At 39.8% G+C, this 20,330-nt stretch carries 24 protein-coding genes; 1 reads left to right on the top strand and 23 read right to left on the bottom strand.

Annotation, left to right across the window (positions count from 1 at the left end):
• Positions 1-49: 49 nt before the first annotated feature.
• From JOC86_RS11865 to hpf, 21 genes are all read right to left on the bottom strand, one after another.
• A complete protein-coding gene (locus tag JOC86_RS11865; protein ID WP_205172762.1) occupies positions 50-883 on the bottom strand; it encodes a DUF1028 domain-containing protein in 834 nt (277 codons plus the stop codon).
• A 12-nt stretch (positions 884-895) separates the two neighbouring features.
• Positions 896-2,005, bottom strand: coding sequence for an aminopeptidase (locus tag JOC86_RS11860; RefSeq protein WP_205172760.1), 1,110 nt, complete (start codon positions 2,003-2,005; stop codon positions 896-898).
• 353 nt (positions 2,006-2,358) lie between these two features.
• The gene (locus JOC86_RS11855; protein WP_205172757.1) at positions 2,359-2,889 is read right to left on the bottom strand and encodes a chromate transporter; all 531 of its coding nucleotides are present in this window, start codon (positions 2,887-2,889) and stop codon (positions 2,359-2,361) included.
• Positions 2,886-3,449, bottom strand: a complete 564-nt coding sequence (locus tag JOC86_RS11850; protein WP_205172753.1) for a chromate transporter — start codon at positions 3,447-3,449, stop codon at positions 2,886-2,888. Before JOC86_RS11850 ends, JOC86_RS11855 begins: the two co-directional genes overlap by 4 nt.
• Before the next feature lie 39 nt (positions 3,450-3,488).
• A complete protein-coding gene (locus JOC86_RS11845; RefSeq protein ID WP_205172749.1) occupies positions 3,489-5,099 on the bottom strand; it encodes a gamma-glutamyltransferase family protein in 1,611 nt (536 codons plus the stop codon).
• Positions 5,096-6,097, bottom strand: coding sequence for an ABC transporter ATP-binding protein (locus tag JOC86_RS11840; RefSeq protein ID WP_205172745.1), 1,002 nt, complete (start codon positions 6,095-6,097; stop codon positions 5,096-5,098). The genes JOC86_RS11845 and JOC86_RS11840 overlap by 4 nt, the downstream gene beginning before the upstream one ends.
• On the bottom strand, positions 6,063-7,070 hold the full coding sequence (locus JOC86_RS11835; RefSeq protein ID WP_205172736.1) for an ABC transporter ATP-binding protein: 1,008 nt from the start codon (positions 7,068-7,070) through the stop codon (positions 6,063-6,065). Before JOC86_RS11835 ends, JOC86_RS11840 begins: the two co-directional genes overlap by 35 nt.
• Before the next feature lie 8 nt (positions 7,071-7,078).
• Positions 7,079-8,632: a glutathione ABC transporter substrate-binding protein gene (locus JOC86_RS11830; protein WP_205172733.1), complete on the bottom strand. Its 1,554-nt coding sequence runs from the start codon at positions 8,630-8,632 to the stop codon at positions 7,079-7,081.
• The gene (locus tag JOC86_RS11825; RefSeq protein ID WP_205172730.1) at positions 8,632-9,537 is read right to left on the bottom strand and encodes an ABC transporter permease; all 906 of its coding nucleotides are present in this window, start codon (positions 9,535-9,537) and stop codon (positions 8,632-8,634) included. The genes JOC86_RS11830 and JOC86_RS11825 overlap by 1 nt, the downstream gene beginning before the upstream one ends.
• A 20-nt stretch (positions 9,538-9,557) precedes the next feature.
• Complete coding sequence (nikB, locus tag JOC86_RS11820) at positions 9,558-10,499, bottom strand: nickel ABC transporter permease (protein WP_205172727.1); 942 nt, start codon at positions 10,497-10,499, stop codon at positions 9,558-9,560.
• A gap of 386 nt (positions 10,500-10,885) precedes the next feature.
• Positions 10,886-11,335, bottom strand: a complete 450-nt coding sequence (locus tag JOC86_RS11815; RefSeq protein ID WP_205172724.1) for an Lrp/AsnC family transcriptional regulator — start codon at positions 11,333-11,335, stop codon at positions 10,886-10,888.
• Positions 11,336-11,610: 275 nt separating this feature from the next.
• Positions 11,611-11,745 (bottom strand): hypothetical protein, encoded by a 135-nt coding sequence (locus tag JOC86_RS25005; protein WP_275583398.1) that lies wholly within the window; start codon positions 11,743-11,745, stop codon positions 11,611-11,613.
• Positions 11,746-11,827: 82 nt separating this feature from the next.
• Positions 11,828-12,892: a hypothetical protein gene (locus JOC86_RS11810; protein WP_205173537.1), complete on the bottom strand. Its 1,065-nt coding sequence runs from the start codon at positions 12,890-12,892 to the stop codon at positions 11,828-11,830.
• Positions 12,893-13,421: 529 nt separating this feature from the next.
• Positions 13,422-13,892, bottom strand: coding sequence for an antitoxin YezG family protein (locus JOC86_RS11805; protein WP_205172721.1), 471 nt, complete (start codon positions 13,890-13,892; stop codon positions 13,422-13,424).
• Complete coding sequence (locus JOC86_RS11800; protein WP_275583397.1) at positions 13,885-14,064, bottom strand: DNA/RNA non-specific endonuclease; 180 nt, start codon at positions 14,062-14,064, stop codon at positions 13,885-13,887. The genes JOC86_RS11805 and JOC86_RS11800 overlap by 8 nt, the downstream gene beginning before the upstream one ends.
• Complete coding sequence (locus JOC86_RS25000; protein WP_275583396.1) at positions 14,036-14,182, bottom strand: DNA/RNA non-specific endonuclease; 147 nt, start codon at positions 14,180-14,182, stop codon at positions 14,036-14,038. Before JOC86_RS25000 ends, JOC86_RS11800 begins: the two co-directional genes overlap by 29 nt.
• Before the next feature lie 345 nt (positions 14,183-14,527).
• Complete coding sequence (locus JOC86_RS11795; protein ID WP_205173506.1) at positions 14,528-14,992, bottom strand: hypothetical protein; 465 nt, start codon at positions 14,990-14,992, stop codon at positions 14,528-14,530.
• 585 nt (positions 14,993-15,577) lie between these two features.
• Positions 15,578-16,054, bottom strand: a complete 477-nt coding sequence (locus tag JOC86_RS11790) for a hypothetical protein (RefSeq protein WP_205172718.1) — start codon at positions 16,052-16,054, stop codon at positions 15,578-15,580.
• 23 nt (positions 16,055-16,077) lie between these two features.
• Positions 16,078-17,322, bottom strand: a complete 1,245-nt coding sequence (locus JOC86_RS11785; RefSeq protein WP_205172716.1) for a hypothetical protein — start codon at positions 17,320-17,322, stop codon at positions 16,078-16,080.
• 24 nt (positions 17,323-17,346) lie between these two features.
• Positions 17,347-17,994 (bottom strand): Yip1 family protein, encoded by a 648-nt coding sequence (locus JOC86_RS11780; RefSeq protein ID WP_205172713.1) that lies wholly within the window; start codon positions 17,992-17,994, stop codon positions 17,347-17,349.
• A 275-nt stretch (positions 17,995-18,269) separates the two neighbouring features.
• A complete protein-coding gene (gene hpf / locus JOC86_RS11775; RefSeq protein ID WP_239587533.1) occupies positions 18,270-18,857 on the bottom strand; it encodes a ribosome hibernation-promoting factor, HPF/YfiA family in 588 nt (195 codons plus the stop codon).
• A gap of 421 nt (positions 18,858-19,278) precedes the next feature.
• Here hpf and JOC86_RS11770 point away from each other — a divergent pair, with 421 nt between their 5' ends.
• Positions 19,279-19,476: a cysteine-rich CWC family protein gene (locus JOC86_RS11770; protein WP_205172710.1), complete on the top strand. Its 198-nt coding sequence runs from the start codon at positions 19,279-19,281 to the stop codon at positions 19,474-19,476.
• Positions 19,477-19,568: 92 nt separating this feature from the next.
• On the opposite strand, the gene fliT is transcribed toward JOC86_RS11770, so the two are convergent.
• Together fliT and fliS are read right to left on the bottom strand one after the other, a co-directional pair.
• The gene (gene fliT, locus JOC86_RS11765) at positions 19,569-19,916 is read right to left on the bottom strand and encodes a flagellar protein FliT (protein ID WP_205172707.1); all 348 of its coding nucleotides are present in this window, start codon (positions 19,914-19,916) and stop codon (positions 19,569-19,571) included.
• Positions 19,916-20,320: a flagellar export chaperone FliS gene (gene fliS, locus JOC86_RS11760; protein WP_205172704.1), complete on the bottom strand. Its 405-nt coding sequence runs from the start codon at positions 20,318-20,320 to the stop codon at positions 19,916-19,918. The genes fliT and fliS overlap by 1 nt, the downstream gene beginning before the upstream one ends.
• Between the last annotated feature and the right edge of the window lie 10 nt (positions 20,321-20,330).

The raw sequence follows: 20,330 nt of genomic DNA, 5'->3' as shown, positions 1-20,330 counted from the left end.
TCCAGGTCGATAAAAAAGGTGGGATCCAATTGGGATCACCACCTTTTTTCTATTTTTGTAACTTCATAAACTCCAATACATCCAGATCAATACTTCCTTCTTCTTGTTCTCGCATCTCAAAATTTTCGGTGTGAAGAAAATCCTTTAGATTTTGATGGAGTGATTTGTTTTCGTGATTATAACCCAAGCGGTTTAATTCTGATTTCAGAGCTTCAAAAATTTCACCCTGAATCTCCACGATTCTACCAGGTTTAGAAGGAGCAAAGTAAAGTTGATGGAGCTGATAGACTCGGATCAATTCCTTAATCGGATCAGGATGATCATCGACGCGCAGATCAATATACCGGTCGTTAAGTCCTCCATAACCACCATTTTCTTTTACAACTAATATGGCTGCAGACTGCATTCCACGCGAATCGCCTCCTGCACCCTGACCAGCATCAAGGGATTTTAGTAATCTTTCTGCTAAAGTCCCTTCACTTTTCAAGAAGGTTTCTCCCATAGCCTTCACTGTATTATCATCTACTAAAATATTCCCCTGTGCAGCAAAGTGCGGACCAGTCATACCTCCTGCCCAATTGTAGCAGCCTTCTCCTGTATATGTAGCTGGATTTCCTAAAGCATCAATGATCCCGACTTGTCTTAAATGGCGTTCGGGATCGTCTTTTGTGATGATCTCGATGGTTTCTTCTGCGGTTTTCCCTTCCTCCATTAGCTGTAATGCCTGCGGTCCGTAAGCTGTATTTGCAAAGGATTGGGTTGCAACTGCACCTACTCCCGCTTTTGCGAAGGGAACAACGGCCCCCACACCAATGAATTTTGACTGAACCGCAATCCCCCATTCGTACGTTTCTGGATCGTAGCCGACAATCGAATAAGTCATATATTTACCTCCTTATTTTAGTGCGTCAGGGTTTAATCCTTTTAATTCATCGATAACAAATAGTCCATCTTTACGAATGAGCACGTCGTCGAAATAGATCTCCCCACCGCCATACTCTGGTCTTTGGATATACACCATATCCCAGTGGACAGAAGAACGGTTTCCATTGTCTGCTTTCTCATATGCTTGTCCAGGTGTAAAGTGGAAGCTTCCCCCGATTTTTTCATCAAAAAGGATATCCAGCATAGGTTCTTGAATGATTGGATTGACCCCAATGGCAAATTCGCCTATGTACCGTGCACCTTCGTCTGTATCAAGGATTTTATTCAATTCTTCGGTTTTATCTGCTGTTGCTTCAACAATTTTTCCATTTTCAAATTTTAAGTGAATATTGTTAAAGGCATGTCCCTGATAAAGTGTCGGCGTGTTATAAGTAATATAGCCGTTGACGCTGTCTTGAACTGGCGCCGTATAGACCTCACCATCTGGAATATTGCGTTCACCGAAACACATGACGGCTGGGATGTCCTTTATGGAAAAAGTAAGATCCGTACCATCTCCTTTTAATTGCACTTTATCCGTCTTGTCCATCAAAGCTTTAAGTGGCTTTTGCGCTTCCTCCATTTGTTGATAATCAACATTACAAACCTCGAGCAAATAATCAAAAAACCGTTCATAGCTCATTTTTGCTTTTTGTGCAAGAGCGTTATTCGGATAGTTTAAAAGCACCCACTTCTTATTATTAATTAAGAAATCTTGGGATTCTTGGGTATTTTTCATGATGACCTGCCACTTTTCTGCAGGAACCTCACCAAACTCAGCATCATTCCACTCACTCGCTACTTGAATTAAGGCATCTAAGTCTTGATACTGATGCATATTCCAACGATTTTGCGTTGTTGCCTGTTCCTCGCTGGCATTCGATACTTGAATACGATTGAGCTCTTGATCGTTTATTTTGTAATACGGAATCGCTCCGATAGCAAAAGCCTTTTTCATTAGTTCCTTCAGAAGCGGAACCGTATTCCCATCCCCGACAATCAACACCTTTTCCCCTCGCTCAAGCTTTACCGAATGAGTGATTAACATATCTGCTAACTTCTCTAACCTTGGATCTCTCACCAAAACACCCTCCTAAAAAAAGTCCTCTCCACTAATTCAATAAAACTTATAGAAATCCTTCACTCATTGCGATACCGCGGTAATGCGTTCGGGGACGGTCCTCGAATGCGGTGCCGCGGTGGTGTACTCGGGGACGGTCCTCGAATGCGGTAACGCGGTGGTGCACTCGGGGACGGTCCTCGAATGCGGTAACGCAGTGATCCTCTCCGGGATGGTCTTCGATTTCGGTAACGCGGTGATTCACTTCGGGACGGTCCTCGATCTCGGTAGCGCGGCGAAGTACTGAGGGACGGTTCTCGAGTGCTTTAAAGCATTCGAGAACCGTCCCTCTAATTCCTTCATTAAAGTTCCGTTCATCCTAGAAAAATCGCGCCATATACAAGTGCGCCGCTTATAACGTATACAGGATGAATTTTCCATTTTTGTAATAGGAAGAAACTCAGTCCACCAATGATGAGTGTCTGCCAGATTCCGATTCCATCGTAGGCTGTTGTAAAGAAGCCGATGGTCATGATCCCTAACAACACGGCAATTGCCGGGCGTACTAGGTTCGTCATCTTTTGAACCTTAGGTGATTCTTTATATTTCATTAAAATACTCAGAAGCACAACCATCAATATTAGCGAGGGTGCCACGGTTGCAAATACTCCCACCGCTGCTCCCAGTACCCCCGCTTGTTGGAATCCAATATAGCCTGCCATTTTCGTAGCAATTGGACCAGGCAACGCGTTACCGAGAGCAAGCACCTCACTAAACTCACTCACAGTCAACCAACCGTAACGATCGACGACTTCATTTTCCACAAGTGGAATGGAGGCAGGGCCACCTCCATATCCAAGAATGCCTGGAATAAAAAACGCCAAGAAAATTTGAACATAGATCATGATGCTTTCACCTGCTTTTCACCTTCCGGCTTCGTACGAGAAAGCAGGGCAAAACCTAACATCGCACCAATGACAATTGCCGGATGTACACCGAGAATGGACAAAAATAACACACTACCAGCTAACAACACGATTGTGATTTTCCATCCCAGGTTTTTCTTAGATTTTTTCACGAAATCCCATGTTAAAACACCAAGCATAACGCCCACAACTGGAACAACCGCATTCGCCATACCCTGCACCCATGGTTTTTCCCTATATGCATTCAACACCGTTAGCAACAACACCATCAACACAATCGTAGGAAAAATCGTAGCTAGCACCGCATTGACCATTCCGAGATATCCCCCAACCCTATAGCCGATGTAGCCTGCCATTTTCGTAGCAATCGGACCAGGCAGTGCATTACCAAGAGCCAGGATATCGGAAAAATCATCGTCACTCAGCCATTTATATTTCTCGACGACTTCTTTATGCACAAGTGGAATGGAGGCAGGACCACCTCCATACCCTAGCATCCCAACACGGAAGAAAGCTAAAAATAAATGCCACTGCTTCATTGCTCTATCACCCTCTTCATACGCATTAAAAAGGCTCCTTTACCAAGCAGCAATTGCCCCATCTGTCCGTGATTCGGTTCCTCCCATGAGAACACCTGTCACTGGGTCTCTCCAAATGATCTGTCCGCGTCCGAATGCCCCATTGTCTGTCGCTACCTGTATGTTATGTCCTCTTCTAGCCAATGCTTGTGCAATATAATTGGGAAATCCGGGTTCCACCAATACCTGCTTATCTTTCATCCATTGCCACCTTGGCGCATCTAATGCCGCTTGCGGGTTCAAATGAAAATCGATCGTGTTCATCATCACCTGAAAATGTCCCTGTGGCTGCATGTATCCGCCCATGACACCGAACGGTCCAAGCGCTTCGTTCCCTTTTGTTAAGAATCCTGGAATAATCGTATGATACGTCTTTTTTCCGGGCTTCAATGCATTGGGATGCTCAGGATCTAAAGAAAAATCATGCCCTCTATTTTGCAAACCAATCCCTGTTCCTGGAATGACAATCCCAGATCCAAAGCCCATATAATTGCTTTGGATAAAGGAGATCATGTTCCCTTCATCATCAGCTGCCGCTAAATAAACCGTTCCACCTTTTGGAAGCTCATAGCTTTCTGGAAAAATCGCTTCCTCGCCAATGAGATCTCTTCTATCCTTAGCGTATTGTTCAGATAAAAGTTCATCAACGGATAGCGGCATATCCTTATCTTCTGTAATAAATGCTTTTCCATCCGTAAACGCAAGCTTCATGCTTTCGATTTGTTTATGGTAGGTGTCGACGGCCTCTTTTTCTGAAAAATCGAATCCCTTTGCAATATTAAGAGCCATTAATGCTACGAGTCCTTGACCATTCGGCGGGATTTCCCAAACATGATAACCACGGTAGGAGGTTGAAATTGGCTCTACCCATTCCGCTCGATAATCAGCCAAATCTTCTTCTGATAAAAATCCGCCATGCTCTTTCATATAGGAGGAAATTTTCTCAGCCAATTCTCCTCTGTAAAAACTCTCTCCCTTCGTTTCAGCAATTGATCTCAAAGTGGAAGCATGATCTGGTGACGACCACATCTCTCCAATCAATGGAGCTCTTCCCTTTGGAGCAAATGTATCGAACCAGGGCTTGAACTCATCTCCATTTAAAATCTCACGGAATTTTTTATAGGCCAATCCCCAATACTTCCCTAAGACTGGACTTATCGGGTAACCTTCTTCTGCATAACGGATAGCCGGAGCTAATACCTCCTTCAATGATAGCTTTCCAAACTTTTTCGAAAGCTCTGCCCAAGCGGAAGGAACACCTGGTACCGTCACTGGAATCACACCATGTACTGGCATTTTATCGTATCCCTTTTCTTTAACAGCCTCGATCGAAATGGATTTTGCTGAAGGGCCGCTAGCATTTAGCCCGTGCAGCTTCCCTTTTACCCAAACTAGGGCAAACGCATCTCCACCAATTCCGTTTGATGTAGGTTCTACCACTGTCAGAGCTGCTGCCGTGGCAATCGCTGCATCAATGGCATTTCCACCCTTTTGTAAAATTTCCAACCCTGCCTGGGAAGCTAGTGGCTGTGAAGTAGCCACCATTCCCTTTTTCGCAAAAGCAGTGTTTCGAATCGAAGGATATGGTTGATATAGATGATCCATTTTCATTGATGTTCATTCTCCTTTTCTACATGATGACAAGCAACAAAATGATTTTCTCCCATGTCTCTCCATTCCGGCTTTACTTGCTTACAAACATCTGAAGCAAGTGGACAACGTGTATGGAAGGCACAACCTGAAGGGGGATTCGCCGGATTCGGAATCTCTCCCTGCAAACGGATCCGATCACGGTTTCCTCCTACTTTTGGACGCGGGATGGACGATAACAATGCTTTTGTGTAAGGATGTAGTGGATTTTCATACAGCTGTTTAGCCGATGCTAATTCCGCCGTGTTTCCTAAATACATCACCATCACTCGATCACAAAAATATCGGACAACCCCAAGGTCATGGGAGATAAATAAATACGTTAATCCGTACTTTGATTGAAGGTTTTTTAAAAGCTTCAAGACTTGTGCTTGAACAGAAACATCAAGCGCAGATACCGCTTCATCACAGATGATAACAGAAGGATTAAGAGCAATTGCTCGGGCTATACCGATTCTTTGCCGTTGACCACCACTGAATTCATGAGGATAACGGTCATAATGTTCTTCTTTCAGCCCTACTTCTTGTAAGAGCTCGATCACTTTTGCTTTTCTCTCTTTACCAGAAAGCTTTGTATGCATAACAAAGACCTCTTCAAGTGCATCTCCAATGCGCTGGCGAGGGTTAAGAGAAGCATACGGATCCTGAAAAATCATCTGCATTTGTTTTTTAAACGGGAGTCGTTCGCGATTTGAAAGATTCTGAAGCTCTTGATTTTGAAAAAATATCTTCCCATTTGTGACTTCCTCTAAACCTAAGACGGTCCTACCCAATGTTGATTTTCCACAACCCGATTCTCCGACAATTCCAAGGCTTTCCCCTTCATAGACCTCTAAGGTGACATTTTCCACGGCTTTCACATGACCTTGCACTCGTTTGAGAATTCCGCCTTTAATCGGAAAATATTTCTTTACACCCTCCAATTTAAGAATGGACGATTGATGGACGGCTGTTTGCATCTTCTTCCACCTCCTGTAGCCAGCATTTCACTTTATGATCTTTCCCTACTTCAAATTCTCTCGGTTTCTCCACTGCACACCGTTCCGTTGCAAAAGGGCAACGAGGATGAAAGCGGCACCCACTAATGTCTTCATTCAAGTTAGGGAGAGAACCCGGAATCGCTTCAAGTTCAAAATCCGGCTCATCAATATTAGGAACCGAATTCAATAACCCTCGTGTATACGGGTGCTGGGGGCTATTAAAAATACTTTCCACTGTGCCTTCTTCTACTTTTTCTCCAGCGTACATGACCATTACACGATTCGCTACTTCTGCGACAACGCCCATATCATGAGTCACCATAATAACTCCCATTCCCAGTTTATCTTTTAAATCCTGAATGAGGTCAAGAATTTGGGCTTGGATCGTTACATCCAAAGCGGTTGTCGGTTCATCTGCGATTAATAACCGTGGATGACAGGCAAGTGAGATCGCAATCATCACCCGCTGCCTCATCCCCCCACTTAGTTCATGAGGATATTGCTTCATTCTTTTTTCCGGATATGGGATTCCTACCTGTTTTAATAATTCTATTCCCTCTTTATGCGCCTTCGATTTACTGAGTTGATGGTGAAGCATTAAGGGCTCTCTTAACTGATAACCAATGGTTAACACTGGATTTAGGGCCGTCATTGGTTCTTGGAAAATCATTGAAATATCTTTCCCGCGAACACTTCTCAACTTTTCTTGGGACAGCTTTGCGAGATCCCGCCCTTCAAAATCAATCATTCCTTCTTTTATATAGCCATTGCTTGGAAGTAAGCCCATTACCGATAGGGATGTAATACTTTTCCCGCATCCCGACTCTCCAACTATACAAAGTGTTTCTCCCTTTTTTACTGAAAAAGAAACGCCTCGGACGGCAGACAGTTCACCGTCTGACGTCCTGAAGGCTGTAACTAAATTCTTTACAGATAATAGATCTGTTGTCATGATAATCCCTACTCTCTGTAAACTTTATAAAGTGACCATTGACCCGTAGGATCTAACTCTAGGCCTTTTACCGATTTATCTAGAGCGGCAGTTACTACACCATGATTCATCACAATGACCGGTGCATCTTTTACTAGCAATTGGTTAGCTTCTTGTAATTTTTTTGCACGAACTTCTTGATCAACGTTTTCTCTTGTTTCGTTTACTAATTGATCAAATTCTGGATTGTTATAACGAACACGGTTTGATGAGCCAATATTATCAGAGTGGAAGTTCGGATAAAGTAGTTCACTGCCATCAGCTGTTGTATTCGACCAGCCAAGGAATGTCATGTCATATTTTCCATCTCTCGCTGTATCTAAAAATGTTCCCCATTCCATTGTTTCAATTGAGACATTAAGTCCAGCTTCTTTTAATTGTGATTGAGCAATTTCCGCCATCAACATATAGCTGTCACGGTTTGCTACTAAAATTTGAAGCTCTAACTCTCCAAAGTTATTACTCTTCACTAGTTCTTTCGCTTTATCTAAATCATGTTCGTAGCCTTCACCGTCAGCCGACTCATCATATCCAAAGACTTTCGGCCCAATGACGCTATTCCCTTTCGTTCCTAAACCGTTTAATTTATTGACATAGGCCTCACGATCAAGAGCATAAGCAACGGCTTTGCGGAATTCAGGATTAGTCATTGGCTCTTTCTCCATATTGAAGCCCATATAATAAACAGGTGTACCCTCTTTCTTTGTTACTTCAACGTTTTTTAAAGATTCCACCCGCTTCAATTGCTCTGTTGGAATCGCATCAATGAATTGAACCTTCCCGGTTTGAAGCATAGAGATTGCGGTTGTAATTTCAGGAACCACTTTATAGGTAGCCTTTTCTAGCTTAGGAGCCCCTTGCCAGTATTCTTCATTTTTTTCGATAACCACTTGATCACCAGGAGTCCAGCTTACGAATTTAAATGGTCCCGTCCCTACTGGTTCCTTCATTAAGTCTTGAGCCTGATCTGCTTTTGGACTGACAATCGCGGAATTCGTATGAGATAAAGCCGCTAATAGCGGTCCATATGGATACTTTGTTTTAATTTCAATCGTATAATCATCCACAACTGTCACCGACTCAACTGGTTCTAAGAGAGAAGCTCGTGGTGCAGCCGTATTGGGATCCATGAACTTATCAAAAGTATACTTTACTGCTTCAGCATTAAAATCGGTTCCATCATGAAACGTGATATCTTTTTTCAATTTAATGACCCATGTTTTATCATCTGGCGTTTCATATGATTCAGCTAATAAAGGCTCAATTTCCATCGTTTCCGGGTTTCTTGTAAAAAGTGTTTCATAAACCTGTTCGATGACATTAGAAGAAACAGAGTCATTCGTTAAAATCGGAGAAAGTCCAACAACATCAGAAGTTGAAGCATAGGTAATCTCCTGTGGGACATCTCCTCCTCCGCTATTCCCTCCACTTGAGCTGCTGCTTGAACATCCTGTTGCTAAAACTACCATTAGGGCTACCATTGCCACTAGCCATTTCTTCACGTTAAATCCCCCTTTAATCATTATTGATTCAGATCCATGTTCGGATCGAGTGCATCCCTTAATCCATCTCCTACAACATTAAAAGCAAAAACAATCAGCATAATCGCAATCCCAGGAACAATCGTCATATGAGGTGATGTCCACATAAAATTTTGTCCCTGAGCAATCATCGCCCCCCACTCGGGTGTTGGCGGCTGTGCACCGAGCCCTAAGTAACTAAGAGCGGCCGTTGAAAGAATAGCGGTCGCCATCCTCATCGTCGCAAAAACAATAATAGGAGCTAAACAATTAGGAAGAATATGCTTCACTAAAATTCGGAAATCACTCGCTCCAAGAGATCTCATGGCTTGAATGTACTCTTGTTTTTTCACCGTTAAAACAGAGCCGCGTACAATCCTGGCACAGGTTGGAATCGACCATATGCTTATTGCAATCGCTACATTTACCAAGCTTGTGCCAAGCACTGCAATGATCAACATCGCTAATAAAATCCCTGGGAAGGCAAACAGCAAATCTACTACCCTCATAATGATTCCATCAAGCTTTCGATAATACCCAGATAAAAGCCCTAAGGCCACTCCCCCGATGAGCCCAAGACTAACTGCCGTAAACCCGACTAGGAGGGAAATTCTTGCACCATAGACAATCCTGCTCCACATGTCGCGGCCATAATTGTCAGTACCTAACCAATGTCCTTCAGAAAAAACCGGAAGTTCGCTCGCAGCTAAATCCTGTCTGGCTGGATCATAGGTTGAAATGACGGGAGCCGCAATGGCGAGAAAAATTTGAATAGCAATAATAATGAGTCCAACAATGGCCAGCTTATTTTTCAATAAGCGTTTTACTGTTGTGATAAGATACTTTTCTTTCTTTTTTGATTTGATGGAGCTTGAAACTTCTTTATTCGTAACGACTTCAGCAGACATCCTTCATCCCCCTTTCCTCATTAGTCATAACTGATTCTTGGATCCACAAAGACATAAACTATATCGACAATCAAATTAACTAATACGAATAGTGTAGCGACTAGTAAGACCGATCCTTGCACCATCGGGAAGTCCCTGGCAGCAATCGCGTCAATCATTAAACGCCCTACTCCATTTATCGCAAAAACCTGCTCTGTTATGATGGTTCCGCCTAATAAGAACCCGAAATTCAGTCCAATAACGGTGATGACAGGAATCATCGAATTTTTAAGGGCATGAACCCAAATGATCGATTTTTCCTTTACCCCTTTCGCCCTTGCCGTTCGGATATAATCGGCTCTAATGACTTCGAGCATGGAGGAACGACTCATCCTTGCAATCATGGCTGCTGAACCAGTACCTAATGTAATGGCTGGCAGGATCAGCTGCTTTATCCCTTCGACTGTCCAAAACGGAGCATCTAAACCTCCTACTGGAAGGACCTGCAAATTAACAGCGAATACGAGAATCAAAACCGTTCCAAGCCAAAAGTTCGGAATTGAAATCCCAGCTAGTGCAAAAACAGTACTCGACACATCCAACCAGGAATTTTGCTTCAGTGCAGACACCATTCCGGCTATGATCCCAATGACCACGGCCACGATCATACTGGCAATGGCTAGATTTAACGTATTCGGAAATCGAATCGCTATTGCTTCTGAAACCGATTGTTTCGTTTGATACGAATAGCCAAAATCACCTTGGAATACACCTTTTAAATAGTCCCAATATTGAACTAAGAATGGATCATTTAATCCCAAATTGTCCCTAATCGCTTCAATATCCGAAGCAGTAGCGGTTGGGCCTCCAATGATGGAAGCGGGATCCCCAGGTGCGATATGCATACTGCCAAACACGAGAAAGGAAATCCCAACGAGTAAGAGAATTAGCTGTACAAAGCGACGAATTATTAGTGCGACCATTTCGTAATCTTCTGCCCCCTTTTTTAAAAGCTTTCTCAACTTTTAGATGAAAATTACTCACCATTAAGTTCCGTTTGTTAGGAAAAATAAACATTTCACTTAACAAACGAAATAAAAATATGTTATTGCCGATTATATCGAATGTCGAAAGATAAATCCAGTCATTTTTCAAAAAAATTAATTAATTTAGAAAATTAAATAAACCTAACCCACATTAACGCGGCAAACCACTCGGGGACGGTTCTCGATTGCGGTAATGCTTTACTACATTGCGGGACGGTTCTCGAGCGAGGTAACGCGTTACCTTGATCAAGAACCATCCCTAAACTCAATTATTAAAATGCACAAAAAAAGAGCTAACCAATTTTTTGGTATAGCTCTTTTTCTTATAGCTTAAGTCCATTTCGACTTTTAAATCTTCTTAATAATATATGACTTTCTACTCTAGTGATTCCTTCGAGAGAATATAATTCATTGTTGACGAATTTTTCGAGAGCGGTAAAATCTTCAACTAGCACATGCATATGTAGTGTACTTGGCCCTGTCATTTGGTAACAGCTCGCCACGCTCGGATTATCGGCTAGGTCTTGGGCAACTTCCACCAAATAGGCTGGCTCACAATCCACTTCAAAGAAGGCAGATACCTGTTTACCGACTTTCTCTGAATTAATAACTACACTAAAACGCTCGATTACTCCACCTTCCATTAGCTGATTAACCCGTTCGCGTACCGCTACACGAGATAAATGAAGCTCCTTCCCGATATCCACATAGGAAAGACGACCATTCTCGGTTAATAACTGTAAAATCTTTCGATCAACATCATCGATTTTCATTTCATCACCTCACCATAATTCCCACATATTAACTTATAAAAGTAAATTCATTATAACGGTTAAGAAGTAAAGTGAAAAGGTGGCAACAGTTCAAATATTTTAACAAAAAAGCTCCGAAATAAACTTAGCATCCTGAAAATCAAATAAAATCAAGGCAATTAGTGGCGACTACCTTAATTAAAGCCTAACGAACCTTATGTTATATTAAGGTTTTGTATCTCCAATAGTAAGCAGTTTTACTTTATAAAACTACTTGATTCAGGGTGATTATCCACTTACATCTGTTTTGAACCAACACCTCTTGTATCTTGCTCTGTTGTGGACACGGGGCATGCTCCTAATAAGAAACCATTGAACCACTTAAAGCTATTCAATGGTTTCTTTTCTACTTTAAATAATCTGCTTCCCATTTTTCTTATTTTTCAATAGGACACATCCATAATTCCCCTTAATCTGACCTGTGTTATTTAATATAAAAGTTAGGTCATTCCGCTATTCTTGTTTTAATTGACGCATTCTTATGACTTCTTCTATTGTTTTCGGTTCATATCTTACAGGTGGTAGAGACATTGGTGGGTCTGGATTTGAGTACTTAGAGGGACTTAGTTTAGCATTATCAATACCCTTATTACCATCTACTCCATCATGGTCTCTATCATCCTCCTTAACCACCCTTGCTTCACTAGCCGCCTCTCCAACCTTACCTAACTTCTTTCCAACTTTTATAGGTACAAAGACCATACTCAATCCCGTAATAGCCCTTGTTCCAACTGAAATCCTTTTTGGGGTTTCCGGATCTACTCCCGTCGCAAAGGCTTCAAAGTCTTCCGCATAGTCCATCAAGACTTCACCAGATGTAAAATACCCATATAGGTCAGATACACTTTGTTTAGAAAAAAGATAACTTCCGATATTACTAGTATAATCCCAAGCCGAGGAAAGTCCGCCTTTCAAGTCCTCCCATAATTGACCAGACGTGTGATAATCAACCATCGTTCTAAGGTTATCGACGAATGCATCAGATTTTAAATAGCGATAGCTTGCACCTGCTAATCGCTTTGAATGTGACCACATATCTCCTGAGCTTACATAATCCCAAGCATTACTTGTTCCTTCCTTCGTCCCTTCCCATAGACCGACGAACGTATCGTTTAATCCGATACCGATACGCTTGAAATAATTTTCTATTTCATTTCCATTCGTTAAGAATTCCCAAAGCTCTGGATCCGTGTATTTGATGCTTTCTAGGTTTTCAATGTTTTTTATTTTCTCGATCTCTTCTTTCCCCAAGCCTTCTTCTTTTAACTTTTCGAGTACTTCAGGGTCAAGCTCGTCTGTTGCTTCTTTTTCAACCCATTCTACCTTTTCTTCTTCGCCTTCAAATGGGCTTCCTTTCCATGGATCTCCCTCCCACGGATTCCCTTCCCAGGGGTTGCCCTTCCAAGGTTGTATTTCTGCTGATGTTGTGACAGGGAGGATGGTCAAGCTGAGGATGGCTATAAAGACACACATCTGACGACCTTGCTTTCTATAAATCCAAAGAAAGTGATTAACCATGCGCCAAAAAATAGTTTTCTGTATAGATGAAGAAACATCTTTAATTTGATTGAAAGATTCACTTCATAACACGTCTTGCGACACACAAAAAAATGAACAGTTACCTAATAATAACCGTTCATAAGTGTTAAGTTCTTCTATATCTGAGTTATTTTTTTACATTGTTAAGAAGATTTCCCTTCTTTAAAGAAAACATAGTTTAGAACCACAAGAAATATCCAATTTTCTTAGACTAACTAGTGGTTTATTCTCCACTACAACCAGACGGCTGACCCTCATCTAAAATTAAGGATCATAGTAGTAAGGAGTTTTAGTACCAAAAGACACTAATAGTTTAGCACACACGGCCTGGAATTGTTAAAATAGGCATCTTATCTATTTCTCGTTTTCTTGTCACCCCATTTTAATATTATCAGGACATTCGATAATGGTTGTAACCGTCTTTAGTTATGATTCTCAAAATTATAAAACGAACCTAAATCATTTAACATCATAACTTTGTTTAATTGTTCTTCCTTTAGATAACTTTTTATTCCAGCGTGTCAAGATATTTTTCTAAATGTTTTTTTCCGGAGTTACTTTTGGGTGTTAGGCCAAGATTCTTATACTTCCAAATAGTTTTTCTTTCATGCGAGTCTATATTTGAAAGATCATCATAATTAAAGTCAATATTAAACTTTCCTACCTTATCCAAAACCAAAGTAAAATTTGTCCAAGGCTCTTGACCCTTATCTTTAAACTCTTTCCAAAGTTCCTGAGCAAAGTCTACCAAGCGATGCCATTTTTCTGAGTATTCTAGTTCACTTATTGTAAATAGTTCAGTAATATCATGGCTATATATAGGTTTGTCACTACCTTCAGGGTAATAATAGAAGTAGGCAGTCTGAGATCCCTCAACTACCTCACCGTATAGATAAACCTTAGACCATTCTTCTGGAATGGTGTCTACTACAACTTCTGCTATCTGTTGATATAATCTATCTAATTGTTCTTCATTCATCTAACTTTCCCCCCGGTACATTATCAAATCGTCTAATTTCCCAATCATCATCACTAATTTTATACTTAATATTAAAACTTACTAGACGGTGCGAGTCTCCCTTGTAGTTTGGGGTGATCTTTACTTTTATTTTATCACCTTGTTTAAGTGCATCTGCCCATGTATTTCTCAAGTTTCTTCCATTCACCTTTATTTAGATTCCCATTCATCGGAACAAGATTATCAAGATTACCAGAACCTTTAAAAATACTTGCAGACCCGCTTGAAGTAATTTTCCACTTCTTTTCCATTCGTTAAGAATTCCCAAAGCTTTGGGTCTGTGTATTTAATGCTTTCTATGTTTTTAATATTTTTCATATTCTCTATCTCTTCTTTTCCCAAGCCTTCTTCTAACTTTTCTAGTCCATTTAAAATGTCATCTCGCCCAATTCTCGTAATTTTTACGTTATCTTAGCATTAAAATAAAACTCCATGAGGGTATTACCTTCATGGAGTCTCTATTTTTAAACTATATCATTATTCTTTTTGTCCAACTCAATATTTAAATTGTCTTTAGTTCACTTGCCTTTTGTGTTTCCGATATATGACAACCTTTCGTATAACTAGCTTTGGCACTGAAGAGTGCTCTAAACAAGTTACCTTTCCTCTCTGCACAAATGAATATACTGACCAAATTCAGGAAATACATCCCAGTTTCTTTCTAGGGTATCGCTACTCTCGCGCTCCTCGACTGAACCGGTCTTAAAGTCTCTCTTTTCCATTGCTATATAGCCATCTTCGTGGAAGCCCAAAATCAAACTACTTACTTCCTTATCAGTTTCTTCATTATATTCCCAATACATTGCTGTTCTTAAAAAAATCTTATTATCACTTATAACTTCAAAGTCATAATTTAGATACTTACGAGTGAAATCATCATAAAAGCTTACTGAAACCCATTCATTTGTTACATTTACAATATATTTAGGTTTTTCATCTTCAGTTAATACTGCCGTATATGGTTCATGTTTTTGATGGCATGCGTATGCAGTGCGGTCATCAAGAATATTCCAAGGCTTCTTTTTGATATCCGACCATTCGTCACAATAATAAACTTTCATAATCAATTATACACTTTCCCCTTAATATCCCTAATTATAATCCTGTTTTTTGTTGCTTCATCAAGAATTGTTTGAGGAATTGGTTTATTTCGAACTAGTCCTTCTAATTTAATTCATCTTTAAGTCGCCCTCCTTTGAGAGCGTTTGGATTAAAAGTATCATTTGATATTTTAGAGCCTGAAGGATAATTTTTTGTAATTTCATTTAAGTAACTCTTAGCTGTCTTTTCTTGCACTTCACTAAGTTGAGTAAATTTTTCTTGATGCTATTTCCTTATTAGGTGCATATGAATCAACTACGTACTTTTTGCCCCCTACTTCTTTTGTTTCCAACTCTACCTCATTTTAAGGGTAACGAGGACAATTTTCTTTATTAAAATTATTACCTGCTTCCCACCGCTTTTTTAGCCAACCTGAAACAGGTCATACGTTTTAAAGGTGCTGTAAGTAATATAAAATTTGTTAAAACATCCTATAGGGCTTACAAGGGTTATATCTCTAATCTATGTAAAAAGCTATCTAATCGTCACTCCCCCTCCAAAAATAAAACCTTAGAGAATGTTAATATCTCTAAGGTTTTTATAATTTATTCCTGTGTTAGGGGTGTAATACAACAATTATCTATTGAAACTCTATTTAAAAAATCCAATGCTTCTTGAGTTATAACTAACTCACCATTCGGTGATAAACAGAAATGATGTCCTGACCAATTTTTGAAGTTCTCTTCTTCAACTTCAATTTTACCAAGCGGAATAAATCTGCTGAATGCAGGAATTTCTTTATTTGGATACATTTCTATAAATTCATCTGACGTTGTAATCAAACACTCTTCAAGTTTGTAATCTATAAAATCACTATTCTCTAATTCTGTTTCAAGTTTACTTGACACGATGAAGGCTGGTGTTGACTCTAATAGGTCATCTCCTAGCCATCCTTCAAATTCATAATGCAAATATTTTACCTTTCCTGATATACCCTCTGTTGCAATTTCATCTTCTGTTCCATAAATGGTATATTCACCATGACCACCTGATACTTCTGGTTCTAAAAAATATAATATCATTAGTTACTCCTCCTCCCACATACTTACCTTTTCACTGGCGGATTAAAATTTTCACCATATTTCTTATCTAACTCTATCATATAATTTATTACTTCTTCTTTTGTAGGATTTGGATTATTTCTATAAAATCTATTCCAATCCCTTCTTATTTTTGATAAATGTATATTATTGTTTACTTCTTTTGGTATCCCTCTCAGGTTTTCTAAAGCATGTATTTCATCAAGTGAAAATAAATTAGGATGTCTTTTTAAAATTTGTTGCTCTATTGCATGATGAACCACAACACTACCCTTAAGGTCAGGATATTCATTAAAGAATGTCTTTTTATAGTCTTTAATATTTTTGCCTTTTTCTATACCCTTATTACCATCATCCCCCTTATCCTTCTTCACAACATCCCCTGTATCCACCGCCGCTTCTCCAACTTCATCTAACTTTTTCACGATTTTCAGAGGTTTTATCAAAATACTTCCCGCTGCCAAAAACCTCGCTCCACCGGAAATCTTTTGCTGACTTTCAGGATCCACCCCCGTCGCAAAGGCTTCAAAGTCCTCCGCATAGTCCATCAAGACTTCACCCGATGTAAAATACCCATATAGGTCAGATACACTTTGTTTAGAAAAAAGATAACTTCCGATATTACTAGTATAATTCCAAGCCGATGAAAGTCCGCCTTTCAAGTCCTCCCATGATTGACCTGACAGATGATAGTGAACTTGCGATTTAAAGTCGTCGATCACCTCACCGGATGTAAAATAGCGGAAGCTTTCACTAGCCATCCCTTTCGTATCGGACCACATTTCCCCCGAGCTTACATAGTCCCAAGCATTACTTGTTCCTTCCTTCGTCCCTTCCCATAGACCGATGAACGTATCCTTTAATCCGATACCGATACGCTTGAAATAATTTTCTATTTCATTTCCATTCGTTAAGAATTCCCAAAGCTCTGGATCCGTGTATTTGATGCTTTCTAGGTTTTCAATGTTTTTTAGTTTCTCGATCTCTTCTTTCCCCAAACCTTCTTCTTTTAATTTTTCAAGTACTTCAGAGTCAAGCTCGTCTGTTGCTTCTTTTTCAACCCATTCTACCTTTTCTTCTTCGCCTTCAAATGTGCTTCCTTCCCAGGGGTCTCCCTCCCACGGATTCCCTTCCCATGGGTTGCCCTTCCAAGGTTGTATTTCTGCTGATGTTGTGACAGGGAGGATGGTCATGCTGAGGAGGAGGATAGCCATAAAGGTACATATCCAACGATTTCTTTGTTTTCTCACAGTACCATCTCCAACATATATTTTTTATAATGAAACAAAAATTAGTAATAATAGGAATAAGAACACTACAAAGCCAGGGATAATCACTGTCCCCAGACCTTTCAAGGCAGAGAATCGGTGAGCTTCCGCAATCGCTTTGATTAAAACGACGACATACCACACTGATATAACCATTTCCAAAAGAGCTGAGATAATAATGATGAAACTCTCCCCAGCTGTCATAGGTGGAGCAAGGGTAGAAAAATTAAAGATCCCTAATATTTGTAGATCGGGAATCCATAACAGTAATGAAACAATAATCGGAATAAATCCCCACGCGGAAGCCACCATGACTTCCTTTAAAGTTCCTGTTCCTTTAAAAACCTTACCTATCGACCAATAAAGCAAAGAGGTTATAGCCCAAATGAGCAAACCAAAAATAGGTCCCAACAATAATCCAAATAAGACAATTCCTTCAACAGAAGTGGAAACTTTATCGGCAATATTGGAGGTTGACGCCCCGTCTAATACATTAGAGATTCCAGCAAGGCAAGCTAATAGGAACACCCATGCAAATTTTTTATGATCGATTACATACCTAATGGTTTTTCTTGGCTTCAACCATATAGAAAGCCAGGGATGTACTTTTTCTGTTTTCTCAACATGTCCATTTACTTCAATAGCAGTTTTCAAGATTCAAGACCCTCTCCATATTTGTTTTTCAAAGCCAAATTTATAAAACTCTCATACACCGCTTCGACATTTTATTCCAAATCCCTTCTCATTTTACATTATTTGTTTATTCTGAATTCTATTTGAATTTTATCACTATTACGTTAGCACGGTGAAGAAATACGGGACGGTTCTCGATCGCTTTAAAGCGATCGAGAACCGTCCCGCTGTCCTTTAAAGCATTAAAAAAGGGTGTCCCCGACCACGGGGACACCCTTGTACAATCAATTAATTTGTTAGTTCGTTTCAATCAATCCATATTTCCCATCGCGACGCTTATAGACGATGTTGGTTGCGTTTGATTCTGCGTCTGTGTAGATGAAGAAGCTGTGACCTAAAAGGTTCATTTGAAGAATCGCTTCCTCGCTGTCCATTGGCTTGAGATTAAATTGTTTGGTACGAACCAATTCCATATCGTCCTCTTCTTCCTGGAAGGCTGGAACTCCATGTCCTTCTGGATTTGGTTCGACATTACTCAAGTCTTCTTGGGCTGCAAAGAATTCTTTCGGACTTCCTTTTTCACGCATTTTACGATTCACTTTTGTTTTATGTTTACGAATTTGTCGCTCTAATTTATTTACGATTAAGTCAATCCCTGCATACATATCCTCATTTCGCTCTTCTGCACGAAGTACTAGGTGAGGCATTGGGATTGTGACTTCTACCTTAGTGGTTGTATCTTGATACACTTTCAAATTCACATGTACATTGGCATCAGGAGTTTCATTGAAGTAACGACCTAATTTCCCGATTTTCTTTTCAACATGGTCTCTTATTGCTGGAGTTACCTCAATGTTCTCGCCTCGAATGTTGTAGTTCAACATGAAAACTCCTCCTTTAGAAAAAAGCTATGTTTATATATTTCTCTATTCCCTCCAATATTCCTGCTTAAACTTTTCGAAAAATTTTGTCAATTTTTTTACCACTTTGTAGCAAATTGATGAATTTCCCCTGAAGGAATAGGAGAAAGCGGCTTTATGTATACAAGATTTAGCCTTTCTTATTACTATTCTTCTACTGATCAATATAGTATAAACTTAGTAAATTTGACGGATTCGTGACTATTGTTTGAGGTTGTGACAGGAACAAATAAGGAGTTTTGCAACCGGAACCAAAGTTGGATTACAAGTGTTGATGTGAAAAAAATTCGTGATTTCTAACCTTGTATTCTACAAGTACGCTAAAATTAAAAAGGATATAAAACTTCTGGTAGACAAATATTATGAAAGATTGAGGAGGATTAAATTGGAAAATAAATATTGTCCTTTATGTGGAGAAGAAAACGAGTGTAAGACAGGTGCAGGAGAACATGGGAACTGCTGGTGTGACAAAGAAGTATTTCCTAATCAAATCTTTGAACTTGTTCCTGAAGAAAGTAAAAGAAAGCATTGTATATGTAAAAAATGCTTATCTAAATATAAGGAAGGACAGAAAATAAAGTAAAAGGTAAAATCGCTGTAAGTAAACAGCGATTTTACCCTCTTATAGCACTGCTAAAGGTAGTTTTGTACTTCAACCTATAACTCTAACATTATTTACTTCCGCTTATCATAAAACATCCCATCAAACTGTAAAGAATCATAAGGATTCGTGTATTTCTTCACGGATGTTTTTTTCTTGTTTAATCCATTCATATCCCGTTTAATGTCGGTTCGAAGTAAAACTAACTTTTGATCAATCTTCGTATTCCAGCGGACAATTTGAACTCCTTGAGCTTTTTCCTCTTCCGGAAATGGAGCCTGAATGCTCTTTAATAGTGACCCGCGCCGCTCTAACAAAGCTTCCACCTTTTCAATGACTTGATCACGATATTCAGAATCAACTTTGTCCACCAAAATAAACAACTCTTTTGTAATGTCATAACACTGCTGCACTGCACTCATTAGGCTCGATCACCCTGGATCCCAGACTTCTGTTGGCGATTCGATTGAATCATTTGCTTCCAAGTATCGCGAAATTCGACAATTAATCCGTCGACTTCATCAAGAATAGCCGTGTCGTTATGAAGATTAGCCTCCATCAGTCTACGGTTCATATAATCATAGAGTACCATCATATTTTGGGACAGCTCAATGTCCAGGTTTAATGTGACCATCAGCTCTTGAATAATAGCTTGTGCTTTTTGGATATTGGTGTTTTTAAGTTCAATATTTTTATCTTCAATTGCCTTCTTTGCAATATGGATAAACTTCAGACAGCCGTTATAAAGCATAAGGGTTAATTCACTTGGGGATGCTGTCGTAACAGAGTTGTTTTGGTATGCTTTATACGGGTTATTGATTGCCATAGGAACCCTC

This window comes from Rossellomorea pakistanensis (genome assembly GCF_016908495.1).
Lineage (GTDB): Bacteria > Bacillota > Bacilli > Bacillales > Bacillaceae_B > Rossellomorea > Rossellomorea pakistanensis.
The sequence above is the reverse complement of the archived record's forward strand: the minus strand, read 5'-3'. Positions and strand labels throughout refer to the sequence as shown.